At 70.8% G+C, this 21,776-nt stretch carries 19 protein-coding genes; 6 read left to right on the forward strand and 13 right to left on the reverse strand.

The features are described 5' to 3' along the window. From G3A44_RS16705 to G3A44_RS16720, 4 genes are all read right to left on the reverse strand, one after another. Positions 1 to 168 (reverse strand): FAD-dependent oxidoreductase (locus G3A44_RS16705; RefSeq protein WP_163458889.1); only part of this gene is annotated, 168 nt, incomplete at its 3' end. Between the two features lie 10 nt (positions 169 to 178). Then, a complete protein-coding gene (locus tag G3A44_RS16710; RefSeq protein WP_163458890.1) occupies positions 179 to 1,981 on the reverse strand; it encodes a LodA/GoxA family CTQ-dependent oxidase in 1,803 nt (600 codons plus the stop codon). Positions 1,982 to 2,060: 79 nt separating this feature from the next. Continuing rightward, the gene (locus G3A44_RS16715) at positions 2,061 to 3,293 is read right to left on the reverse strand and encodes a ferritin-like domain-containing protein (RefSeq protein WP_163458891.1); all 1,233 of its coding nucleotides are present in this window, start codon (positions 3,291 to 3,293) and stop codon (positions 2,061 to 2,063) included. Positions 3,294 to 3,463: 170 nt separating this feature from the next. Continuing rightward, positions 3,464 to 4,444, reverse strand: a complete 981-nt coding sequence (locus tag G3A44_RS16720) for a DMT family transporter (protein WP_163458892.1) — start codon at positions 4,442 to 4,444, stop codon at positions 3,464 to 3,466. A gap of 117 nt (positions 4,445 to 4,561) precedes the next feature. Here G3A44_RS16720 and G3A44_RS16725 point away from each other — a divergent pair, with 117 nt between their 5' ends. Then, entirely contained in the window at positions 4,562 to 5,398 is an 837-nt protein-coding gene (locus tag G3A44_RS16725; RefSeq protein ID WP_163458893.1) for an AraC family transcriptional regulator, read from the forward strand. Between the two features lie 47 nt (positions 5,399 to 5,445). Here G3A44_RS16725 and G3A44_RS16730 read toward each other — a convergent pair whose 3' ends face one another. After that, positions 5,446 to 6,363, reverse strand: a complete 918-nt coding sequence (locus G3A44_RS16730) for an aldo/keto reductase (RefSeq protein WP_163458894.1) — start codon at positions 6,361 to 6,363, stop codon at positions 5,446 to 5,448. A 154-nt stretch (positions 6,364 to 6,517) separates the two neighbouring features. On the opposite strand from G3A44_RS16730, the gene G3A44_RS16735 reads away from it, so the two are divergent. From G3A44_RS16735 to G3A44_RS16745, 3 genes are all read left to right on the forward strand, one after another. After that, entirely contained in the window at positions 6,518 to 7,024 is a 507-nt protein-coding gene (locus G3A44_RS16735) for an arsenate reductase ArsC (protein ID WP_163458895.1), read from the forward strand. Between the two features lie 23 nt (positions 7,025 to 7,047). After that, a complete protein-coding gene (arsB, locus tag G3A44_RS16740; RefSeq protein ID WP_163458896.1) occupies positions 7,048 to 8,079 on the forward strand; it encodes an ACR3 family arsenite efflux transporter in 1,032 nt (343 codons plus the stop codon). Positions 8,080 to 8,160: 81 nt separating this feature from the next. Next, the gene (locus tag G3A44_RS16745; RefSeq protein ID WP_163458897.1) at positions 8,161 to 9,336 is read left to right on the forward strand and encodes an Lcl C-terminal domain-containing protein; all 1,176 of its coding nucleotides are present in this window, start codon (positions 8,161 to 8,163) and stop codon (positions 9,334 to 9,336) included. A 74-nt stretch (positions 9,337 to 9,410) separates the two neighbouring features. Here the strand turns inward: G3A44_RS16745 and G3A44_RS16750 are convergent, their stop codons facing one another. The 7 genes from G3A44_RS16750 to G3A44_RS16780 form a co-directional block, all read right to left on the reverse strand. After that, entirely contained in the window at positions 9,411 to 11,201 is a 1,791-nt protein-coding gene (locus tag G3A44_RS16750; RefSeq protein WP_163458898.1) for an acyl-CoA dehydrogenase, read from the reverse strand. 59 nt (positions 11,202 to 11,260) lie between these two features. Continuing rightward, on the reverse strand, positions 11,261 to 12,196 hold the full coding sequence (locus tag G3A44_RS16755; protein WP_163458944.1) for a branched-chain amino acid ABC transporter permease: 936 nt from the start codon (positions 12,194 to 12,196) through the stop codon (positions 11,261 to 11,263). A 95-nt stretch (positions 12,197 to 12,291) separates the two neighbouring features. Further along, positions 12,292 to 13,176, reverse strand: coding sequence for a branched-chain amino acid ABC transporter permease (locus G3A44_RS16760; protein WP_163458899.1), 885 nt, complete (start codon positions 13,174 to 13,176; stop codon positions 12,292 to 12,294). A 98-nt stretch (positions 13,177 to 13,274) separates the two neighbouring features. After that, entirely contained in the window at positions 13,275 to 14,498 is a 1,224-nt protein-coding gene (locus tag G3A44_RS16765; protein ID WP_203561448.1) for an ABC transporter substrate-binding protein, read from the reverse strand. 94 nt (positions 14,499 to 14,592) lie between these two features. After that, the gene (locus G3A44_RS16770) at positions 14,593 to 15,351 is read right to left on the reverse strand and encodes an ABC transporter ATP-binding protein (RefSeq protein ID WP_163458900.1); all 759 of its coding nucleotides are present in this window, start codon (positions 15,349 to 15,351) and stop codon (positions 14,593 to 14,595) included. After that, positions 15,348 to 16,103 carry an ABC transporter ATP-binding protein gene (locus G3A44_RS16775; RefSeq protein ID WP_203561449.1) on the reverse strand — a complete coding sequence of 252 codons (756 nt, stop codon included), beginning with the start codon at positions 16,101 to 16,103 and terminating at the stop codon, positions 15,348 to 15,350. Before G3A44_RS16775 ends, G3A44_RS16770 begins: the two co-directional genes overlap by 4 nt. 116 nt (positions 16,104 to 16,219) lie before the next feature. Beyond that, positions 16,220 to 17,863: an acyl-CoA synthetase gene (locus G3A44_RS16780; RefSeq protein ID WP_163458902.1), complete on the reverse strand. Its 1,644-nt coding sequence runs from the start codon at positions 17,861 to 17,863 to the stop codon at positions 16,220 to 16,222. 239 nt (positions 17,864 to 18,102) lie between these two features. Between G3A44_RS16780 and G3A44_RS16785 the strand changes: the two genes are divergently transcribed. Then, positions 18,103 to 20,223 carry a PAS-domain containing protein gene (locus tag G3A44_RS16785; RefSeq protein WP_310734400.1) on the forward strand — a complete coding sequence of 707 codons (2,121 nt, stop codon included), beginning with the start codon at positions 18,103 to 18,105 and terminating at the stop codon, positions 20,221 to 20,223. 22 nt (positions 20,224 to 20,245) lie between these two features. Then, positions 20,246 to 21,037, forward strand: coding sequence for a response regulator transcription factor (locus G3A44_RS16790; RefSeq protein WP_163458904.1), 792 nt, complete (start codon positions 20,246 to 20,248; stop codon positions 21,035 to 21,037). A 21-nt stretch (positions 21,038 to 21,058) separates the two neighbouring features. Here the strand turns inward: G3A44_RS16790 and G3A44_RS16795 are convergent, their stop codons facing one another. Then, positions 21,059 to 21,769 carry a GntR family transcriptional regulator gene (locus tag G3A44_RS16795; RefSeq protein ID WP_163458905.1) on the reverse strand — a complete coding sequence of 237 codons (711 nt, stop codon included), beginning with the start codon at positions 21,767 to 21,769 and terminating at the stop codon, positions 21,059 to 21,061. Between the last annotated feature and the right edge of the window lie 7 nt (positions 21,770 to 21,776).

The raw sequence follows: 21,776 nt of genomic DNA on the forward strand, positions 1-21,776 counted from the left end.
GGCGGTTTCGGCCAGGCGCAGCGGAGCAGGGGCGGCAGCGGGTGCGGCGGGCGCGGGGGCCTGCAGGTCGAGCAGGGCCACGCGGGCCACGCCGGCCTGGCGCAGGGCCAGGGCGGTGGCGCAGCCCGCCGGCCCGGCGCCGACGATGAGGACGTCCCAGGCCGTCATCGGTGCGGCGTCAGTCACCCGAGGGCGGGAAGAAGGGCCGGGGCAGGGTGCGCGCCACCTCCACAAAGCGCTGCTCGCCGGCCGGCGGCACGGCCTTCTCCAGGATGAAACCCAGCCCGGCCCAGTACTGCACCATCTGCAGGTCGTCGGCGAACATGATGTAGTCGCCGCGCTGCTGGTCGAAGTCGGTCCCCAGCCAGGCCACCTGCCCGCCGGTGGCTTGGCTGGGCACGGGCAGCGCCTTCAAGGCCTGGGGGGCGGTCGGGGTGGGGTCCAGGTACACGTATTCCGGGCGCTGGGCCGGCCACCACCACAGCACGCGGCCGTCGATGGGCTGCGACGAGCATTCGTTGAAGTCGGCCTGCCAGGGCACGGCCATGTAGCGGCAGATGTCACCAGGCTCCATGGCTGCGGGGTTGAAGTCCAGGCGCAGCGGGCCGTTGGCGGGCAGGCTGGCGTTGATGCGCAGCGGGTCCTGCGCCTGGTAGATGGCCGGGTTGCGCGAGATCCAGCTCATCTCGATGCCGGGCGAGAAGGCGCCGCCCACGCAGTTTTCCAGCACCGCACGGCTCAGGGCCAGCGGCGCGGGAGTGGTGTCGGGCTGGTTGTCAAACCAGCCTTCGGCCCACTGCTGCAGGAAGAAGTACTGGGTGTCGGTCAGCCGCAGGTACTTGGAGCTGAGGCTGTCGAGGTTGAGGGCGTTGTCGCCGGCCAGGAAGGGCATCATGGTGCGCCCGGTGGACCCGATGATCTGGTTCTCGGCGGCGGGCGGGCGCAGCACCTGCAGGATCCAGTGGCGCAGGCCGCGGTTTTCGTCGTCGCTGGCGCTGGTGGGCACGCGGCCCAGGCGCGCCATGTCAAAGGTGTGGGCCTTGGGCGGGATGGCGGCCACCCAAGGGTAGAGCGTGGCGCGGGCCAGCAGCGGGCCGATCTCGGTCTGGAAGTTGGGGCGGTAGCCCTGCGGGCCGCTGCGCCAGAGGCCGCCGGTGCAGATCTCGGGGTGCTGGCCGTTGCGCACGCCGGTGTCGAAGATGGTGTCCCACAGGGTCACCAGGTTGGCGATCTGCGGGGCGTAGGCCGGTGGCGCGACCAGGGCCCAGGCGGTGCCGGCGTCAATGCGCTCGCCGCTGGTGAGCCACACGGTGGCGCTGACCGGGCCGTCGGCGGTGTCGTCCCACCAGTCGTCGTTGTTGGCGTATTCGGCGATGCTGGGCTGCGCTTGGCTGGAGCCGGAGATGCCGTGCCCGCCCAGGAAGAGCAGGCGGCCCTGCGCGTCGGTGCGCAGCTCGCCCAGGGTGTCGATGCTCACCGGGCTCAGGCCGTTGTGCAGCGGGGGCGGAAAGTTCGCCCCCTCGTAGCCCGGGGGCACGGTGTCGCGGCTGAAGGTCGGTCCGGCGGCGTTGCGCCCGGCAATGCTGCGCGGGCCAGCATCGATCACCAGGCGGTGGCGGTCGGTCACGTGGGCGTTGCGCAGGGGGTGGTTGCTGGCGTAGCCGTTTTCCCCAGCATTGGTTTGGAAGGCGTACCAGCTGGCCTTCTTGTTGGCCACATGCACGGTCCACTGGATGGACTGCACGTCGGCGCAGTCCAGCGTCACCTCCTCGGGGCCCTGGGGCGTGTCGCGGTAGATGGTGAAGCGGGCGGCCTGGCGGCACAGGCGGCCGTCGGCGTCGCGGAAGTCGTCCTGGGTGAAGGTGCTGCCGTCGGGCTTGAGGGGCAGGCCGCGGTAGGTCTCCGGGCCGATGTAGAAGGCGCTGGGGGCGTCACCCACGCGGGCCACGCCGATGGGGGGAAAGATCTTGTAGCTGCTCATGGTGCGGATCCTGTAAGCCGGAGGGGTCGTTGTGATGGCGCGGCGACGGCGTCGCCCGGGGGCACGGCGGCGGGGCCGCTCACAGCGTGTGCAGGGCGGGCAGGCCCTGGGGCAGCTTGTCCAGGCCGTCCTGGGCCTGGTCCACCGCCTGGCGCACGGCCGCAGGCGCACCACCGGCCACCACCTGGTGCAGGTGCTGGAAGGCGTGCCGCAGCCCGGGCATGCGGGCCTGGGGCAGGTAGCGCCAGGTGGGCGCGGCGTTGGGGCCCACGCTGGCATCGCCGCCCTGCTGGGCCGGGGTGCTCATCAGCGCCAGGGCCAGCTGCGGCAGCACCTGGTGCATCAGGTTGAGCACCACGCCGAAGTACGGGTCGCCCATGCCGGCGGTGAAACTCTGCTCGAAGGCGTGCAGCATCACGCTGTAGGCGTTGTTGAAGCTGCGGCTGAGCGCCTGGGCCAAGGGGTTGCCGAAGGCCTCGTCGGCGGGGTTGGAGCTGATGGGCAGGGTGGGCGGGAAGGGGTCGGACGACAGGCTCACCTGGCGGAAGCGGCTGAAGTGGCTCAGCTCCAGTGGCGTGCCCAGGATGGGGCCGTAGGTGCCATCGGTGCGGATGCCGTACTGGTTGTAGGTGCCAAAGGGCTCTTGTGGCACCAGTGGGGCGCCGGCCGGCACGCGGCCCTCACCTTGCTCCACGATCTGCTGGATGCCACGCAGCGCGCTGTCCATGTCACTGACCTGCAGCACCGTGCCACCGAACTTGCCCAGGTAGATGTCGGTGCGCTGGCGCCCTTCGGCCGCGGGCGTGGCGAAGGGGTCCCCGGGGTAGCGCATCAGGCCCTGCACCAGCGCCTCGTAGAGCTGGGCGATGGTGTCGTAGCGGTCGGCCTGGGCCGGCGCGCCGGCGGGGGCCGGTGTCTCAATGGCGGCGTAGACGTTGCTGAACACGTCCGGCGAGGCGCGGTACAGGCCCAGCAGCGGGGTGGTGGCCTCGTTGGCATGCGGCAGGTAGCCGGGATAGTGCGGCGCGGCGTCCCCGGTGAAACGGGGCAGGGCGCCCAGGGCGATCACCAGGTTGGCGGCCTGGTTGACGTGGAACATCTCCTCCATCACCACGGCGCGCAGCGCCTGGTAGGCGGTGCTGCCCTTGTCGGTGATGGAGTACATGCCGCTCAGGTACACCGGGATGGTGGTGAACTCGACCTGGAGCGCCAGTTGAGCGGCGTGCTGCAGGTCGGTGAGGGTGGGCGCGTCGCTCCGCAGGTGCTGGAACAGGGCGCCAAACGGTCGGGCGCTGCGCAGGGAACTGGGCATGGAGGCCTCCTGGAGGGGTGCTGAAGGACACCGTACCGCACCCCGGGGAGGCCCCGCTCCAGGCCGCCAGAAAGGCAATTTTTAATTGAGGGGCGCGGTTCTCGGTGGACGGATTTTGGGGGCGCGGGGGCCTGGGCCGCTACGGGTTTGCCCCGGCCTGAAACCCTTGCTCACACCTCGGCCGTCCGGCGCCAGCCGGCCATCCACTCATGCCCGTTCACCAGGCCGATGCCGGCCAACACAAAGGCGCCGCCCATCAAAAAGGGGGTCTCCAGCGGCTCACCCAGCAGGGCGTGGCCCAGCACCACGCCCAGCACCGGGGTCAGGAACGAGAACACCCCCAAGCGCGAGGCCAGGTAGTGGCGCAGCAGCCAGAACCACACCAAAAAACTGGCAAAGCTGACGATCAGGCTCTGAAAGCCCAGGTGGCCCCAGGCCGCTGCCGTGGGGGTGAAATGCCACTGCCCCCCCAGCAGCGCGGCCGGCGCCAGCAGCACAAAGGCCGCCAGCAGCTGGTAGAGCAGGGACTCGGCCGCGGGGGCGTGCCGCAGGCTGCTGGTGCGCAGGGCCACGGTGGTGGCGCCCCAGCTGGCGCCGGCCAGCAGGGCCAGGGCATCGCCCAGCAGGATCTGTGCGGTGCCGGCGCTGCTGCCGGTCACGCCGTGGGTGGCCGCGCGCCCGGCAAAGGCGATGGCGATGCCGGCAAACGCCAGGCCGATGCCCAGCCACTGCAGCGGCTTGAGCCGCTCGGCGGGTAGCCGCGCCTGCAGGCCCAGCGCCGCAAACACCGGCGAGGTGTAGAGGAACACCAGCACATGGCCGGCGCTGGTGAGCTGCAGCGCCACCGCCACCAGCAGGTACTCCAGCGCGAACAGGCCGCCCACCACCGCCCCCGGCCGCCAGCGCCCCTGCTGCACGGCGGCGGCCAGGGCGGGGCGGGCCTCGCCCCGCCACACCATCAGTGCGGCCACCAGCGCGGCGGCAATGGCTGAGCGCAGGGCGATCATCGTCATGGGGCTGGCGTCGGCCGCCGCGGCCTTGAGTGAGATTTGCTGCAGGCTCCACAGCAGGCACAAGCTCGTCATGATGGCGCTGGCGCGGCCATCGAGCGGGCCGGGGGTGGGCGAGGTGGCGTGGGGCGACGAGGGCATGCGCCCATTCTGGATTTGGCGGAACGACAGCCGATAGCGAGAATCAGACAACTGATGCCGGACGCCGGCCAACACGCCGGCCACCGGGCCTGCACCGATCCCGCCCTACCGTTGACCATGCCCCGCGCCACCCCACGCCGCCCTGCCGCGGCGGCAGACCAGAAGACCCCCGCCCAACTGGTGCCGCCCTATCCGCACACGCTGCCGGCGCCGCTGGTGTTTCGCAGCGCGCAGCTTGAGGGCCAGGCCGAGTACCCGGTGCACAGCCACCGCTGGGGCGAGTTCGTGTACTCCTTCAGCGGCGTGATGGAGGTGCGGCTGGCGGGGCAGCAGGTGCTGGCGCCGCCGCAGCTGGGCATCTGGCTGCCGCCTCAGGTGGAGCACCAGGGCCTGAACCGCCAGGCGGCGGCGCACAGCTCGCTGTACGTGGCGCCGGAGCTGTGCGGGGCCTTGCCGGCCCAGGCCTGCGCGCTGGTGGTCAGCCCGCTGGCCCGGGCCCTGCTGGAGCACCTGCGCACCCACACCGCAACCTCGCCCACCGCCCACGCGCCCAGTGCCGAGGAACACCGCCTGCTGCAGGTGCTGGTGGATCAGCTGGCCCACGCGCAGCGGGTGCGCAGCTACCTGCCGCACAGCACCGACCCGCTGCTCGCCCCCGTGCTGCAGGCACTGGAGGCCGACCCGGCCGACAACCGGCCCCTGTCGGCCTGGGCCGCCCAGGTACACAGCACCGAGCGCACCCTCAGCCGCCGCTGCCAGCGTGAGTTGGGCATGAGCTTTGTGGCATGGCGCCAGCGCCTGCGCGTGCTCACCGCCCTGGGCCGGCTGGCACGCGGTGAGAAAGTCACCTCCCTGGCGCTGGACCTGGGCTACGCCAGCGCCTCGGCCTTCATCGCCATGTTCCGCAAGCTCACCGGGCTCACGCCCGAGGCCTGCCGACCGTCGGCGGGCTGACGGCCGGCAGGGCTGCGCAAACGGCGATCAGTCCACTTCTCTCCACCTCAGGCCACCTCATGCCCGGTGCTGGCCTCCCACAGGCGGTACCAGTCTTCGGCGGGCAGCTGCAGGCTCAGGGCGGCCACAGCCTCCTGCACGGCGGCGATGCGCTGGCTGCCGGTGATGGGCAGCGGGCGGCTGGGGTGGCGCAGGATCCAGGCGTAGGCCAGGGTGGCGGGGCTCACGCCGTGGGCGTGGGCCAGCGCCTCCAGCGTGGCGCGTACGCGCAGGGCCTGCGGGTCGGTGCCGGTGAACAGGCGGCCGCCACCCAGGGCAGACCAGATCATGGGCCTCAGGCCCAGTTCCTGGCACTGGTCCAGGGTGCCGTCGTCCAGCGCCGCCAGGTGCAAGGGCGACAGCTCGATCTGGTTGGTCACCAGCGGGTGGCGGCGGTGCAGCAGGCGCAACTGGGCCGGGCTGTGGTTGGACACGCCAAAGTGCCGCACCTTGCCGGCGGCCTGCAGGCGGCTGAAGGTGTCGGCCAGCCCGGCGGCGTCCATCAGCGCGTCGGGACGGTGGATGAGCAGCAGGTCCAGGTGGTCGGTGCGCAACGCGCGCAGGCTGGCCTCCACCGAGGCGGTGACATGCGCGGCCGAGGTGTCGTAGGACTTGATGGCGTGGCCCGGCCGCTGCGCCGACACCAGCTTGATGCCGCACTTGCTCACCAGTTGCAGGCGCTGGCGCAGGGCTGGCGCCAGGGCCAGCGCCTCGCCAAACAGGCCTTCCACCGTGTAGCCGCCGTAGATGTCGGCATGGTCAAAGCTGCTCACGCCCAGGTCCAGGCACTGCTCGATCCAGCGCAGGCGCTCGGCCGGGCTCAGGCCCCACTGGGCCATGCGCCAGCAGCCGGCCACGATGGGCGAGAGGGCGGGGCCGCCGGGGCACAGCGGGGTGGGCTTGAGGGTGAGGTGGGTGTCGTGCATGGGCGGCGATTGTGGGCGGGCTGGCACGGCAAGGGCCAGCGGATGGGGTGGCCACGCGGGTTTGCCCGGCTCGGAAAGTGTCAATATTTCCATGATCGCTGGATAATCGAAACCAAGACCGCGCCGGTCCGATTGCCACCCGCCATCTGTCCCCATGACCACCCACGTCCTCATCCTCTGCACCCACAACTCCGCACGCAGCGTGCTGTCGGAGTGCATGCTCAACCACCTGGCCCAGCAGTTGGGTCGTGATGTGCGTGCGCACAGCGCCGGCAGTGCGCCCAGTGGGCGCATCAACCCCTTTGCCTTGCAGGTGCTGCAGGCGGCGGGGGTGAGCACCGAAGGCTGCCACAGCAAAAGCTGGGACGCTTTCAGCCAGCCGGATTCGCCGCCGCTGTCCATCGTCATCACCGTGTGCGACAGCGCTGCGGCCGAGACCTGCCCGGTGTTCACCGGCCAGGCGGGCGAGCCCCCGGTGCAGGTGCATTGGGGCTACCCCGACCCCTCCAACGCCGAGGGCGGTGACGAGGGCAAGCGCCGCGCCTTTGAGCTGACGCGCCAGGCCATTGGCTACCGCATGCGCCAACTGCTGGATCTGCCGCTGGCGCAGATGGACCGCCCGGCACTGCGGGCCGCACTGCAGGCCATTGGCCGCAGCTGAAGCCCGCCACGGAGCACAACACCATGAATTTGTTTGAGCGCTACCTCACCGTCTGGGTGGGCCTGTGCATCGTGGCCGGCATTGCCCTGGGCCAGTGGCTGCCCGGGCCGGTGCAGGCCATTGGCCGCATGGAGGTGGCCCAGGTCAACCTGCCGGTGGGGCTGCTGATCTGGGTGATGGTCATCCCGATGCTGCTGCGCATTGACTTTGGCGCCCTGCACCAGGTCAAGGCGCACTGGCGCGGCATTGGCGTGACGCTGTTCGTCAACTGGGCGGTCAAGCCCTTTTCCATGGCGCTGCTGGGCGGGCTGTTTGTGCACCAGGTTTTTGCGCCCTGGCTGCCGGCCGACCAGCTGGACAGTTACGTGGCGGGCCTGATCCTGCTGGCGGCCGCACCCTGCACGGCCATGGTGTTTGTGTGGAGCCGGCTCACCCAGGGCCATCCGCTGTTCACGCTCAGCCAGGTGGCGCTCAACGACACCATCATGGTGTTCGCCTTTGCGCCCCTGGTGGGCCTGCTGCTGGGCCTGTCGGCCATCACCGTGCCCTGGGCCACGTTGCTGATCTCGGTGGGGCTGTACATCGTCATTCCGGTGGTCCTGGCCCAGCTCTGGCGCCGGGCGCTGCTGGCGCGCGGCCCGCAGGCGCTGGAGGCCACGCTGGCCCGACTGGGGCCGTGGTCCATCAGCGCACTGCTGGCCACGCTGGTGCTGCTGTTTGGCTTTCAAGGCCAGGCCATCCTGCAGCAGCCGTTGGTGATTGCCATGCTGGCCGTGCCCATCCTGCTGCAGGTGCTGCTCAATGCCGGCCTGGCCTACGGGCTCAACCGCTGGCTGGGCGAGGCGCATTGCGTGGCCGGCCCGTCCTGCCTGATCGGCGCCAGCAACTTCTTTGAGCTGGCGGTGGCCGCGGCCATCAGCCTGTTCGGCTTTGAGTCCGGCGCGGCCCTGGCCACGGTGGTGGGCGTGCTGATCGAGGTGCCGGTGATGCTGCTGGTGGTGCGCTGGGTCAACCGCAGCAAGGGCTGGTACGAGGCGGGCAGGCGGCAGGCCTGAGCCTTGGGCATGGCGTAGGGATGGCGCAGCGCACGGCGGCGGCCTAGGGTGGTGACTTCGCCCAGTCCCATGGAGAAGTGCATGCCCCACCTGCCTACTGTCCCTGTCCCCTTCCTTGAGTCAAACAGGTCCCGGCGTTGGCTGGCAGGCCTGCCGCTGCTGGTCCTGGCCATGCCGGGTTGGGCCGAGTCCTGGCCGCACCCGCGCCTGAACGACACCGGCCTGCAGCACTGTGAAGTCAGGGGGGTGTGGCAAGCGTCCTGCTCGGAGACGGGACAGGATGCGGCCCATGGCCGCGACGCCCGACCCCGGCGGTCGGACCCCGCCGACGGCCTGGCCGGCTTTGCCTGGCGCAAGGTGTGCGGCAATGGCCAGTTCGCCGGCCATGGTCGGTGTCCCGCCGATCCGGCGCCGGGCACTTCCGCTCATGACTGGGCCTGCGTGAAGGATGTGCGCACCGGCCTGCTCTGGGAACGCAAGACCCGTGACGGCGGCCTGCGCGACGGGGCCCAGCGTTTCACCCGCGTGGGCGATGGCCGGACCGGCGACGCCGCTGCCCTGGTGGCGGCGGCCAACCAGGAGCAGTGGTGCGGCGCGCAAGACTGGCGTCTGCCCACCCGGGCCGAGCTGCAGTCCATGGCCGTCTATGCCCGCTACCAGCCCGATGCCGCGCTGGACCCGGTGTACTTCGGGGACGTTGAGGGCGCTTCCACCTGGGCCTCGGACAACTACGGCTCGCCGGGCTGGGGCTGGACGGTGGACTTCCGCAGCGGGGCGGTGGTCATCGGCAGCCAGACCGACACCCGCGCGGTGCGCCTGGTCCGCGGCGGCAGGGTGCCGCCGGCGGGCGATCGCTACCAAGCCCAGGGGGATGCGGTGCTGGACCGCCACACCGGCCTGCTCTGGCAGCGCTGCGCGCTGGGTCAGGCCTGGACCGGCACCGTCTGCACGGGCACCGCTACCACGCTGGGCTGGCGGGATGCCTTGGCGCAGGCGCTGGGCACCGCAGGCAGCACGGGCCTGCCCTGGCGGCTGCCCAATGCCAAGGAGCTGGCCAGCCTGATCGACCCCCGCGAGGAGACGCCGGCCACCGATCCTGGCGCCTTCCCCAACCCGGGCACGCGCCATTTCTGGACGTCCACCGCCGCCGTGGGCCAGCCCGACCGCGCCTGGGGCGTGGACTTCGACTACGGCCATGTGGCCAGCTACGCCATGACCCAGCTGCACGGCGTGCGGCTGGTGCGCACGGCGCCCTGACCCCGGTGCGGTGGCGGGGCACCGTGCCTCCGCCGGCCCGGGCCGGCCGCCAACCTGGGCCTGAAGGCTGCGCCTCAGAACTGCGCGTCCGTCAAGCCCAGCGTGGTCTCGGCGCCGGTCTGCACCACGGCTTGCAGGCCAGCGCATTCGCTCAGCACATGGGCCATGTAGTGGCGGGCGGTGGTGAGCTTGGCGCGCAGGAAGTCGGCGTCCGCCGCACCGGCGGCCAGCTGGGCGGCGGCGGCTTCGGCCAGGCGGACCAGCAACCAGCCGGCCACGACATGGCCGGTCAGCAGGAGGAAAGGCACGGCCCCGGCATGCACCGCCGCCGGCTGTGCGGCGTAGGTGGCCAGCAGGTGCCGGGTGGCACCGTCCAGCGCCTGCACGCCCTGCAGGAGGCTGTGGCCCAGGTCGTCGGTGCCGCTGGCCCGGCCCTCGGCCACCATGCGGGTCGCGTCGGTGCGCAGCTCGGCCAGCAGGGCGTCCAAGGTGTGGCCGCCCTCGCGGCAGAGCTTGCGGCCCACCAGGTCATTGGCCTGGATGCCGGTGGTGCCCTCGTAGATGGTGGTGATGCGGGCGTCGCGCAGGTAGAGCGCGGCGCCGGTCTCCTCGATGAAGCCCATGCCGCCATGCACCTGCACGCCCAGCCAGGTCACCCGCTGGGCTTGCTCGGTGCACCAGCCCTTGACCACCGGGGTGAGCAGCTCCACCCGGCTCTGGCAGGGGGCACGCACGCTGGCGTCCTCGTGGCTGGCGGCACGGTCGAGCTGGCCGGCGGTGTAGTAGGCCAGGGCGCGCATGGCCTCCACCCGGGCCTTCATGTCCATGAGCATGCGGCGTACATCCGGGTGGCCGATGATGCTGCGCGAGCCCGCCACCAGGGTGCGACCCTGCACCCGCTCCAGCGCATAGGCACGGGCATGCTGGTAGGCGCGCTCGGACACGCCCAACCCTTCCAGGCCCACGTTCAGGCGGGCGTGGTTCATCATGGTGAACATGCAGGCCAGCCCCTGATGGGGCTGACCGATCAGGTAGCCGATGGCGCCGGGGCCGTCGCCAAAGCTCATCACCGCCGTGGGGCTGCCGTGGATGCCCAGCTTGTGCTCGATGCTGGTGCAGGCCAAGTCATTGCGTGCCCCCAGGCTGCCGTCGGCGTTGACCAGGAACTTGGGGCAGAGAAACAGCGAGATGCCCTTCACCCCTTCGGGCGCATCGGGCAGGCGGGCCAGCACCAGGTGGATGATGTTCTCCGCCAGGTCGTGCTCACCCCAGGTGATGAAGATCTTGGTGCCGCTGACGCGGTAGTGGTCGCCCTCGGGCACGGCCTTGCTGCGCACGGCGGCCAGGTCCGAGCCGGCCTGCGGCTCGGTCAGGTTCATGGTGCCGGTCCAGGTGCCGGCCACCATCTTGGGCAGGTAGGTGGCCTTGATCTCCTCGCTGGCATGGTGGGCGATGGCCTCCACCGCGCCCTGGGTGAGCATCTGGCACAGGCTGAAGGCCAGGCTGCAGGACTTCCACATCTCCGCCACGGCGGTGGAGACCAGCGTGGGCAGGCCTTGGCCACCCAGTTCGGTGCGCGCCGGCATGGCGTGCCAGCCGGTTTCGCAGAAGGCCTGGTAGACCGGGCCGTAGCCTGGCGCGGCGGTGACGGTGTGGCCCACATGCCAGCGCGCGCCCACCTTGTCACCGGGGGCGTTGATGGGGTCCACCTGGCCGGCGGCGAACTTGGCCGCCTCCTCCAGGATGGCCTCCACCAGGTCGGCGCTCAGGTCTTCGCGTCCGGGCTGGGCGGCGATGGCGTCCAGCCCGCCCACCTCCTTCATGGCAAACAGCATGTCGTGCAGCGGGGCGGCGTAGGTGCTCATGGCGGTCTCTTGGGGTCTTGGCGAGGGAGCGAGAGGAAGTGGAAGGGAGGGGGGCGGCCTCAGCGCCGCCCGGCCACCAGGGCGGTGAGTTCACCCACCAGGCCGCGGCGGAAGGCCAGCACACACACCACGAAGATGACCCCCATGATCACGGTGACCCAGGAGCCCACCTTGTCGGCCAGCAGGTTCTCCAGGCCGACAAGGGTGATCGCGCCCACGGCCGGGCCCAGCAGGGTGCCCAGGCCGCCCAGCAGGGTCATCAGCACCACTTCCCCGCTCATGTGCCAGTGCGCGTCGGTCAGCGAGGCCAGCTGGAACACCAGGGCCTTGGTGGCTCCGGCCAGCCCGGCCAGCGTGGCCGACAGCACAAAGGCCAGCAGCTTGTAGCGGGCCACGTCGTAGCCCAGCGAGGTCGCGCGGGGCTCGTTCTCGCGGATGGCCTTGAGGATCTGGCCAAAGGGCGAGTGCACCGTGCGGTGGATGAGCCAGAAGCCGCCCAGGAACACCGCGAGCACGAAGTAGTACATGACCAGGTTGTCCGACAGGTCGAACAGGCCCAGCAGCTTGCCGCGGGGAATGCCCTGCAGCCCGTCTTCGCCGCCGGTGGCCTTGATCTGCAGGCAGAGGAAGAACACCAGCTGCGCCAGGGCCAGGGTGATCATGGCGAAGTAGATGCCCGAGCGGCGGATGGCCAGCGCGCCGAACACCAGGCCCAGCAGGCCGGCCACGGCTGCGCCGGCCAGGATGCCCAGTTCCGGGCTGACGCCCAGGTCGCGCACCAGGTAGCCGCAGACATAGGCGGCCCCGCCAAAGAAGGCGGCGTGGCCAAAGCTCAGCAGGCCGGCAAAACCCAGCAGCAGGTTGAAAGCGCAGGCGAACAGGGCGAAGCACAGCACCTTCATCAGGAAGGTGGGGTAGGCCAGAAAGGGCGCCACGGCACCGATGAGCACCAGCAGGGCGAACAGGCGCCAGGGCGCGGGCGCCGTGGGCGCCATGCTCTGGCTGACCACGGGCGCGTGGGACACGGTGGACGACATGATGGGGTTCCTTGCCGCGAAGGGGGAGTGGGGGGAGGGCGGTGCGCCGCCGCTCAGGCCTGCTTGCCGAACAGCCCGGCCGGGCGCAGCAGCAGCACGATGACCATGATCACGAAGATGACCACCGCCGAGGCCTCGGGGTAGAACACCTTGGTCAGGCCCTCGATCAGGCCCAGGCCCAGGCCGGTGACGATGGAGCCCAGGATGGAGCCCATGCCGCCGATGACCACCACCGCGAACACCACGATGATGAGGTTGCTGCCCATGACCGGGTTGACCTGCACGATGGGCGCGGCCAGCACGCCGGCAAAGCCGGCCAGGGCAGCGCCCGCGGCATAGGTGGCGGTGATCATGAGCGGCACATTCAGGCCCAGGGCCTGCACCAGGTCGGGCCGCTGGGTGGCCGCGCGCAGGGTGGCGCCCAGGCGGGTGCGCTCGATCAGGTACCAGGCACCCAGGCACACGGCCAGGGCAGCCACCACCACCCAGGCGCGGTACAGCGGCAGGAACATGAAGCCCAGGTGCACGCCGCCTTGCAGCACCTCGGGGGCCTCATAACCCTCGCCCGAGACGCCGAAGTAGTGGCGGAACACGCCCTCGCCGATGAGCGCCAGGCCAAAGGTCAGCAGCAGGCCGTAGAGGTGGTCCAGCTGGTAGAGGTGGCGCAGCAGCAGCCGCTCAATGAGCACGCCCAGCAGGCCCACGGCCAGCGGCGCCAGCAGCAGCGCCGCCCAGTAGTTGATGCCCAGGTGGGTCAGGCCCAGCCAGGCGACGAAGGCGCCGATCATGTACTGCGCCCCATGGGCGAAGTTGATGATGTTGAGCAGGCCGAAGATGATGGCCAGGCCCAGGCTCAGCACGGCGTAGAACGAGCCGTTGATGAGCCCCAGCAGCAGTTGGCCGAACAGGGCCTGCGAGGGGATGCCGAGGATTTCCATGTCGTGCTCTAAAGGGGGGCGGCGGGACGCTTGGGGCGTGGGAAGGGCGCCACGGTGGCCAGGGGGCTGGCGGGCGCCCCTGGGCCGGCGTCAGCGGCTTACTTCACCAGCGAGCACTTGGAGGCCGACAGCGGCTGGAAGGCCTCGGCCGCCGGGATGGTGGCGCGCACGTGGTAGTAGTCCCAGGGGGTGGTGGACTCGGCCGGCTTCTTCACCTGCAGCAGGTACATGTCGTGCACCATGCGACCGTCGGCGCGGATGGTGCCGCCCTTGGCGAAGAAGTCGTTGACGGGCGTCTTCTTCATCTGCGCCATCACCTTGGCGGTGTCCTTGGTGCCCGCGGCCTTGACGGCCTTGAGGTAGTGCATCACGGCGCTGTACTGGCCCGCCTGGATCATGGTGGGCATCTTCTTCATCTGGCCGAAGAAGCGCTTGGACCATTCCCGGGTCTCGGGGTTCAGGTCCCAGTAGAAGCCCTCGGTCAGGTACATGTTCTGGGTGGTCTTCAGGCCCAGGGAGTGGATGTCGGTGATGAACATCAGCAGGCCGGCCAGGCTCTGCTTGGGCGTGACGCCAAACTCCGCCGCCTGCTTGATGGCGTTGATGGTGTCGCCGCCGGCATTGGCCAGGCCGATGATCTGCGCGCCCGAGCTTTGCGCCTTGAGCAGGAAGGAAGAGAAGTCCGAGCCCGGGAAGGGGTGACGCACCGCGCCCACCACCTCACCACCGTTGGCCTTGACCACGTCACCGGCGTCCTTCTCCAGCGAGTGGCCGAAGGCGTAATCCGCCGTCAGGAAGAACCACTTCTTGCCGCCGGCCTTGGTCACGGCCTTGGCCGTGCCGTTGGCCACGGCATAGGTGTCATAGGTCCAGTGGACGGTGACGTCGTTGCAGTCCTCGTTGGTCACGCGGGTGGAAGCCGCGCCCGAGATCAGCGCGATCCTGTTCTTCTCCTTGGCGATCTTCTGCACCGCCAGCGCCACCGAGGTGGTCACCAGCTCCGAGGCCACGTCCACCCCGTCACGCTCGAACCATTCACGCGCCTTGTTGGCGGCGATGTCGCCCTTGTTCTGGTGATCGGCGCTCACCAGTTCCACCTTGAAGCCGGGCTTCTCACGCGCCATGAAGTCGTCAATGGCCATCTGGGTGGCCACCACGGTGCCGCGGCCGGCCACGTCGGAATAGACGCCCGACAGATCGGTCAGCACGCCGATCTTGACCACGCCACCGGCCACCTGGGCCTGGGCGGCCGGGGCCAGGGCGCCGGCGGTGAGGGCGGACAGGGCCAGGGCCATGGCCTGGGTGAAGGACTTGCGTTGCATGGGTTTGTCTCCTGGGGGTGTTGGCGGGGAAAAGGGGGTGGCAGCAGGGCCGGGTGGACAGTGCGGGTGAGGGCCGAGAGGCGAGGGCGGCGCCTCAGACCCCCAGCAGCTCATGCAGCATGTCGGTCTTGGCGGCCAGCTCGTGCTGTTCCACCGTGGCCACGATGCGGCCGTGCTCCAGCACGTAGTGGCGGTCGGCCAGCGGGGCGGCAAAGCGGAAGTTCTGCTCCACCAGCACGATGGTGTAGCCCCGGGACTTGAGCAGGCGGATGACCTCGCCCAGCTTCTTGACGATGACCGGGGCCAGGCCCTCGGTGATTTCATCGAGCAGCAGCAGCTTGGCGCCGGTGCGCAGGATGCGGGCCATGGCCAGCATCTGCTGTTCACCGCCTGACAGGCGCGTGCCCGGGCTGTGGCGGCGCTCCAGCAGGTTGGGGAAGACCTCGTAGATCTCCTTGAGGGTCATGCCGCCGCTGGCCACCTGGGGCGGCAGCATCAGGTTCTCCTCGGTGCTCAGGCCGGCGAAGATGCCGCGCTCCTCCGGGCAGAAGCCCACACCCAGGCGCGCCACCTGGTGTGGCGCCAGGCGCGTGAGGTCAGTGCCGTTGAACATGACCGAGCCGGTGCGCCGGCCCACCAGGCCGAGGATGGCCTTGAGGGTGGTGGAGCGCCCGGCGCCGTTGCGGCCCAGCAGGGTGATGAGCTCACCCCGGTTCACCGTCAGGTCAATGCCGTGCAGGATGTGCGACTCGCCGTAGAAGGCATGCAGGTCGGTCAGGCGCAGCAACTCACCGCCGGGGTGAAAGGCGCTGGCGCCGTGCGGGGTGGCGACGTGGGTGGCAACGGTGTTCATGCTTCCACTCCCACATAGGCTTCCAGCACGCGCGGATCTTTGGAGACGGTGGCGTAGTCGCCTTCGGCCAGCACGCTGCCGCGCTGCAGCACGGTGATGCGGTCGCAGAGCTTCTCCACCACCGACAGGTTGTGCTCCACCATCAAGATGGTGCGGCCCACGGCCACGCGCTTGATCAGCGCCACCACCCGGTCCACGTCCTCATGGCCCATGCCCTGGGTGGGCTCGTCCAGCAGCATCAGCTCGGGCTCCAGCGCCAGGGTGGTGGCAATTTCCAGCGCCCGCTTGCGGCCATAGGGCAGCTCCACCGTCACGTTGCGGGCAAAGCCGGCCAGGTCCACCTGCTCCAGCAGCTCCAGGGCGCGTTGGTTCAGGCTGTTGAGGCAGCGCTCGCTCTTCCAGAAGGCAAAGCCGTCACCGCGCTGGCGCTGCAGGGCCACACGCACGTTCTCCAGCACCGTCAGGTGCGCAAAGGTGGCCGAGATCTGGAAGCTGCGGATCATGCCGCGCCGCGCCACCTGCACCGGGCCTTCGCCGGTGATGTCGGCGCCGTTGAACAGGATCTGGCCACGGGTGGGCGGCAGGAACTTGGTCAGCAGGTTGAACACCGTGGTCTTGCCGGCGCCGTTGGGGCCGATCAGGGCATGGACGCTGCCGCGCTGGATCTGCAGGTTCACGCCGGAGACGGCCGCGAACCCCAGGAATTCCTTGCACAGGTCGTGGGTCTGCAGGATGGGGTCTGACATGGGCATGACGGGGGGGCGTGCGCCGGGCAGGCGCCGCCCAGCACCCAGGGCCAAGACGGCCCGGGCGGGGTGATGGGAAAGGGCGGGCGGGGGAGGGGCCGAGCGCCGGCCCCGGCGCGGGGCTACTCGATGGCGCTGGCCGACTTGATCTGGTGGCGCAGCACGAACTTCTGGATCTTGCCGGTGGAGGTCTTGGGCAGCACGCAGAACTCGATGCGCTTGGGCACCTTGAAGCGCGCCATCTGGCTGCGGCAGAAGGCGATGATCTCTTCCTCGGTGGCCGTGGCGTTGGTCTTCAACTCCACAAAGGCGCAGGGCACCTCACCCCACTTGGCGTCGGGCTGGGCCACCACGGCGGCCAGCATCACGGCGGGGTGGCGGTGCAGGATGTCCTCCACCTCGATGCTGGAGATGTTCTCCCCGCCCGAGATGATGATGTCCTTGCTGCGGTCCTTGATCTTGACGTAGCCGTCTGGGTGCATCACCGCCAGGTCACCGGTGTGGAACCAGCCACCGGCAAAGGCCTCCTCGGTGGCGCTGGGGTTCTTCAGGTAGCCCTTCATCACCACATTGCCGCGGAAGAAGATCTCGCCCATGGTCTGGCCGTCGGCGGGCACGGGCTGCAGGGTCACGGGGTCCAGCACCGCCACGGCCTGCTGCATGGGGGCGGTCACGCCCTGGCGGCCGTTCATCTGGGCGCGTGCCTCCAGGCTCAGGCCCGCCCAGTCGTCCTGCTTGGCGCACACCGCCGCCGGGCCATAGACCTCGGTCAGGCCGTAGACATGGGTCAGCTCGATGCCGGCGGCTTCGCAGCCCTCGATCACCGCCACCGGCGGCGCGGCGCCGGCGATCTGACCGTGGAGGGTGTGGGTGATGCCCTCGCGCAGCTCGGCCGGGGCATTGATCAGCATGCTGTAGACGATGGGCGCGCCGCACAGGTGGGTGATGTGGTGCGCGCGGATCAGCGGGAAGATCTGCACCGGGTCCACCCGGCGCAGGCACACGCTGGTGCCGGCGATCAGGGCCATCGTCCAGGGGAAGCACCAGCCGTTGCAGTGGAACATCGGCAGTGTCCACAGGTAGACGCTGTGGTGCGGCATCTGCCAGCTGATGACGTTGCTGGCGGCATTCAGGTAGGCGCCGCGGTGGTGCGTCACCACACCCTTGGGGTTGCCGGTGGTGCCGCTGGTGTAGTTCAGCGAGATGGCGTCCCACTCATCCTCGGGCAGGCGCCAGGCGTAGTCCGGGTCGCCGCTGGCCAGCAGGGCCTCGTAGCCCAGCTCGCCCAGGTGGCGACCGGGGGGCGCGGTCTCGTCCTCCACCTCCACCACCAGCGGGCGGCGCGGGCCCAGCAGGGCCAAGGCCTTCTCCATCACCGGGGCGAACTCGCGGTCGGTCAGCAGCACCTTGGCTTCGCCGTGCTGCAGCATGAAGGCGATGGCCTCCGGGTCCAGCCGGGTGTTCAGCGTGTTGAGCACCGCACCGCACATGGGCACGCCAAAGTGCGCCTCGTACATGGCCGGCACATTGGGCAGCATCACCGCCACCGTGTCGCCCACGCCAATGCCGCGCGCGGCCAGGGCACTGGCCAGGCGGCGGCAGCGGCGGTAGGTTTCGCCCCAAGTCTGGCGGCGCTCGCCATACACCACGGCGGTGCGCTGCGGGTAGATGGCGGCGGTGCGCTCGATATAGCTCAGCGGGGACAGCGCCACGAAGTTGGCGGCGTTCTTGTCCAGCCCCAGCCGGTAGGGGTTGTGTGCGCTCATGGGCCTTGTCTCCTGCGTCGGATGGATGTTGCCTGCCGGGTCTGTGGCCGCCTGGGCCGCCCGGCTGGGCAATGGCTGGCGCATGTTCGCCGGCAAAGTTTGCAGCAGCCCCCAGCAATTGCGACGAATGTTTGCAAGCCTGGGCGCGGTCCCGGCCGGCTCCTAGAATTTCGCTCTGTCCCGGCCGTGCGCCTCCGCCCGGCCCGCTGTCCCGCCGACCAGACCCGTCCGAGGCCCGCGTGATCCCGCCCTTTGAAGCGCCTTCCGACGCCCAGCGCCTGCCCGTGCTGCAGGCTGGCCTGGACCTGCTGGACCAGGGCCTGACGGTGTTTGACGCCGACCTGCGCATGGTGGCCTGGAACCGGGCCTTCCTGCGCTTGCTGGACTTTCCGGCGCACCTGGCCTTTGTCGGCGCGCACTTCGAGAGCTTCATGCGCTACAACGCCGCGCGCGGCGAATATGGCGAGGACCACGAGGCCCAGGTCGCCCGGCGGGTGGAGGCCGCACGCCGCTTTGCCCCGCACGACATCGAGCGTGTGCGCCCCGACGGCCGCGTGCTGCGTGTGGTGGGCCAGCCGCTGCCCGGCCTGGGCTTTGTCACCCTGTACTCCGACGTGACCGCGCAGCGCGCCCATGAGCGCGAGCGAGAGGACCAGCACGCCCAACTGGCCCGGCGCGTGGCCGAGCGCACCCAGGAGCTGCAGGCCCGCAATGCGGAGTTGCGCGCCGCGGTGGCGGGCAACCAGGCCCTGGCCCGGTCGCTGCAGCGCAGCGAGGCGCACATGCGCCTGATCCTGGATTCCCTGCCGGCGCTCATCGCCTACTTCGACGCCGGGCGCCGCTACCGCTTCATCAGCAAGGGCTACCAGGACTGGTTCGGCCTGGACCCGCAGGCCCCCGAGCGGGTGAGCGCGCGCGACTACCTGGGCGCGGCCACTTACGAAGGCATCCGGCCCCAGGTGCTGCGTGCCCTGGCCGGCGAGGCGGTGAGCTTTGAGTACCGCCTGCAGGCCAGCGCCCTGGGCCGCCAACTGCTGGTGCGCACCACCCTCATCCCCGAGCGCGGCCCCGAGGGGCAGGTGCAGGGCTGCTTCGAGTTGACCTTCGACATCACCGAGCAGCGCCGCGCCCAGGAGATGCTGGCCCAAGCCCAGAAAATGGAGGCCCTGGGCCACTTGAGCGGCGGGCTGGCGCATGACTTCAACAACCTGCTGACCGTCATCATCGGCAACCTCTGCGCCTTGCGCGACCAGCGGCCGGGGCACCCGGCGGTGGCCGAGTTCGTGGCCCCGGCGCTGGAGGCCTCGCACCGTGGCGCCGAACTGATCAAGGGCCTGCTGTCCTTCTCACGCCGCCAGCCGCTGGCGCTGCAGGCCGTGGCCCTGGCCCCGCAGGTGGAGGGCCTGGCCCGCATGCTGCGCCGCTCCCTGCCCGAGAGCCTGCGCCTGGACACCGTGCTGGAGAACGGGCCGTTGTGGGCCCTGTCCGATCCCCACCAACTGCAGAACAGCCTGCTCAACCTGGTGCTCAACGCCCGCGACGCCGTGGCCCACCACCCGCGCGGCGGGCGCATCCGCATCCGCTGCAGCCGCCCGGCCCAGCCCCGCAGCGACCGCGCGCCCCTGCGGCTGCCCCCGGGCCGCTACGTGCGCCTGGACGTGGCCGACAACGGCGTGGGCATGGACGCCGAGACCCAGGCCCGGGTGTTCGAGCCCTTCTTCACCACCAAGCGCCCGGGCCTGGGCACCGGCCTGGGCCTGCCCATGGTGCAGGACTTCGTGCGCCAGTGCGGCGGTCTGGTGGAGGTGGTCAGCGCGCCGGGCCGCGGCACCACCGTCAGCTTGTGGCTGCCGGTGGCCGAGCCGCCCTCCGATGCCGCCGACCTGCCCGAGGCCGCCACAGCCCCCGATGCCCCCGATGCCCCCCGGTCCGCGGCCACGGACACCACGGCTCCACCGCCCGCAGGCACCGCCCCCCGTGGCCTGGCCCTGCTGGTGGACGATGAGGCCGCTGTGCGCCAGGTGGTGCGCCGCCACCTGCTGGAGCTGGGCCATGCCGTGCTGGAAGCGCAGGACGGCGACGAGGCCCTGGCCATCCTGGGCGCCATGCCCGGCATCGGCCTGCTGCTGACGGATGTGGTCATGCCCGGCGGCCTGGACGGCGCCGAGCTGGCGCGCCGCACCCTGGCGGCCGGGCAGGTGCCCTGCGTGGGCCTGATGAGCGGCTACGCCCCCGGGGCGTTGGACACCGGCGGCCTGCCCATGCTCACCAAGCCCTTCAGCCGCGAACAGCTGGCCCGCTTCCTGGACGGCCTGCGCACCCCGCCGCGCCCGCCCTCGGTCCCGACGCCGGCGCTCTGAACCGGTCCTCTGCCCCCTCTCCATGCCCACCTCTGCCCCGGACAGCGCCGCCCCCAGCGCCACGACCAACGTCACGGCCAACGCTCCGCCCCCCGCCCCGGGCGAGCCCCGCCCCCTGGTCTGGGTGGTGGAGGACGACGAGGCCGTCAGCCGCCTGGTGCAGCTGGCGCTGCACGACTTCGGCTTCCTCACCCAGCCCTTCCGTACGGGTGAGGCCGTGCTGCGCCGTCTGCGGCACGACCGGCCTGACCTGTGCATCGTCGACCTGGGCCTGCCCGACATGGACGGCATCGAGCTGGTGCGCCAGATCGGCAGCCAGTGCAGCGCGGGCGTGCTCATCCTCACCGGCCGGGGCCACACCGTGGACCGCGTCATGGGGCTGGAGCTGGGTGGCGACGACTACATGACCAAGCCCTTCGAGCCGCGCGAGCTGGTGGCCCGGGTGCGCAGCATCCTGCGCCGCCGGGCCCCGGCCGGGGCGGTGGCCTCGCCCGGCGGCAGCCGCCGCTACGGCCACTTTGCCGGCTGGACGCTGGACCTGGCCGCCCACCTGCTGCGCGCCCAGGATGGCGCTGAACACCTGCTGGGCACGGCCGAAGCCCAGGTGCTGCGCCACTTCATCGAGCGCCCCCACCAGATCCTCACCCGCGAACAGCTCATGGGCCAGCGCGACCTCTCGCCCACCGACCGCAGCATCGACGTGCGCATCTCGCGCCTGCGCCGCAAGCTGGAGCAGGACGCCCAGAACCCCAAGCTCATCAAGACCGTCTACGGCGCGGGCTACGTCTTCTCTGCCGCCGTCACCTGGAGCTGAGGGCGCTCCGGTCCCGGACGCTCACTGCGGCCCGGTCAGGCCCGGCCCATGCAGTGCCGCGGCCACAAAGCGCTCGGTACCAGCGATGTGCCCCTGCAGCAGGGCCACGGCTTGGGGCGTGTCGCGGGCCACCACCGCCGCCAGCAGGGCCTGGTGCTCGTCGAGCTTGTGACGCGGGCTGGAGCGGTGGCGGGCGGCCCAGCGGCGGTAGCGCTCGGCCTGGTCAAACAGCAGGTCCGCCAGCGCCTTGAGCAGCGGTGAGGTGCAGGCCGCGTACAGCCCCAGGTGAAAAGCGCGGTGGCGGGCGGACCAGTCGTCGTCCAGTGCGCGCGGGGCGTCGCCCAGGCGGCGCTCGGCCAGGGCCAGGGCGTGGCCGGCGGCCACCACCTGCGCCTCCCAGGCGTCGTCGCCGTGGGCCAGCGCGTCGCGCAGGGCCTCGCATTCCACCAGCTGGCGCACGCGGGAGATGTCACTCACCCCGGCGGCGGTGAGCGGCGCCACCCGGAAGCCCCGGTTGTCCAGCATGCGCACCAGGCCCTGCTCGGTCAGGCGGTTGAGCGCCTCGCGCACCGGGCTGCTGCTGACGGCAAAGCGGCGCGTCAGCTCCTCCACCCGCAGGCGGGCGCCGGGCTCAAAGTCGCCGCGCACGATGGCCTGGCGCAGCGCCTGGTAGGCGCGCTCAGACAGGGGCTGGGCGTCCACGGCGGAATCGGGGGAGGGGGCCTCGTTCATGGTGGGT

The sequence above is a fragment of the Ideonella livida genome, from assembly GCF_010499455.1.
GTDB lineage: Bacteria > Pseudomonadota > Gammaproteobacteria > Burkholderiales > Burkholderiaceae_C > Ideonella > Ideonella livida.

Bases quoted from the DNA above. Each gene is read 5' to 3' on its own strand.
- G3A44_RS16745 (WP_163458897.1), top strand. From the start codon at position 8,161: ATGCCCCACCTGCCTACTGTCCCTGTCCCCTTCCTTGAGTCAAACAGG.
- arsB (WP_163458896.1), top strand. From the start codon at position 7,048: ATGAATTTGTTTGAGCGCTACCTCACCGTCTGGGTGGGCCTGTGCATC.
- G3A44_RS16780 (WP_163458902.1), bottom strand. From the start codon at position 17,863: ATGAGCGCACACAACCCCTACCGGCTGGGGCTGGACAAGAACGCCGCC.
- G3A44_RS16790 (WP_163458904.1), top strand. From the start codon at position 20,246: ATGCCCACCTCTGCCCCGGACAGCGCCGCCCCCAGCGCCACGACCAAC.
- G3A44_RS16720 (WP_163458892.1), bottom strand. From the start codon at position 4,444: ATGCCCTCGTCGCCCCACGCCACCTCGCCCACCCCCGGCCCGCTCGAT.
- G3A44_RS16710 (WP_163458890.1), bottom strand. From the start codon at position 1,981: ATGAGCAGCTACAAGATCTTTCCCCCCATCGGCGTGGCCCGCGTGGGT.
- G3A44_RS16735 (WP_163458895.1), top strand. From the start codon at position 6,518: ATGACCACCCACGTCCTCATCCTCTGCACCCACAACTCCGCACGCAGC.
- G3A44_RS16725 (WP_163458893.1), top strand. From the start codon at position 4,562: ATGCCCCGCGCCACCCCACGCCGCCCTGCCGCGGCGGCAGACCAGAAG.
- G3A44_RS16750 (WP_163458898.1), bottom strand. From the start codon at position 11,201: ATGAGCACCTACGCCGCCCCGCTGCACGACATGCTGTTTGCCATGAAG.
- G3A44_RS16760 (WP_163458899.1), bottom strand. From the start codon at position 13,176: ATGGAAATCCTCGGCATCCCCTCGCAGGCCCTGTTCGGCCAACTGCTG.
- G3A44_RS16755 (WP_163458944.1), bottom strand. From the start codon at position 12,196: ATGGCGCCCACGGCGCCCGCGCCCTGGCGCCTGTTCGCCCTGCTGGTG.
- G3A44_RS16765 (WP_203561448.1), bottom strand. From the start codon at position 14,498: ATGCAACGCAAGTCCTTCACCCAGGCCATGGCCCTGGCCCTGTCCGCC.
- G3A44_RS16775 (WP_203561449.1), bottom strand. From the start codon at position 16,103: ATGCCCATGTCAGACCCCATCCTGCAGACCCACGACCTGTGCAAGGAA.
- G3A44_RS16795 (WP_163458905.1), bottom strand. From the start codon at position 21,769: ATGAACGAGGCCCCCTCCCCCGATTCCGCCGTGGACGCCCAGCCCCTG.
- G3A44_RS16770 (WP_163458900.1), bottom strand. From the start codon at position 15,351: ATGAACACCGTTGCCACCCACGTCGCCACCCCGCACGGCGCCAGCGCC.
- G3A44_RS16715 (WP_163458891.1), bottom strand. From the start codon at position 3,293: ATGCCCAGTTCCCTGCGCAGCGCCCGACCGTTTGGCGCCCTGTTCCAG.
- G3A44_RS16730 (WP_163458894.1), bottom strand. From the start codon at position 6,363: ATGCACGACACCCACCTCACCCTCAAGCCCACCCCGCTGTGCCCCGGC.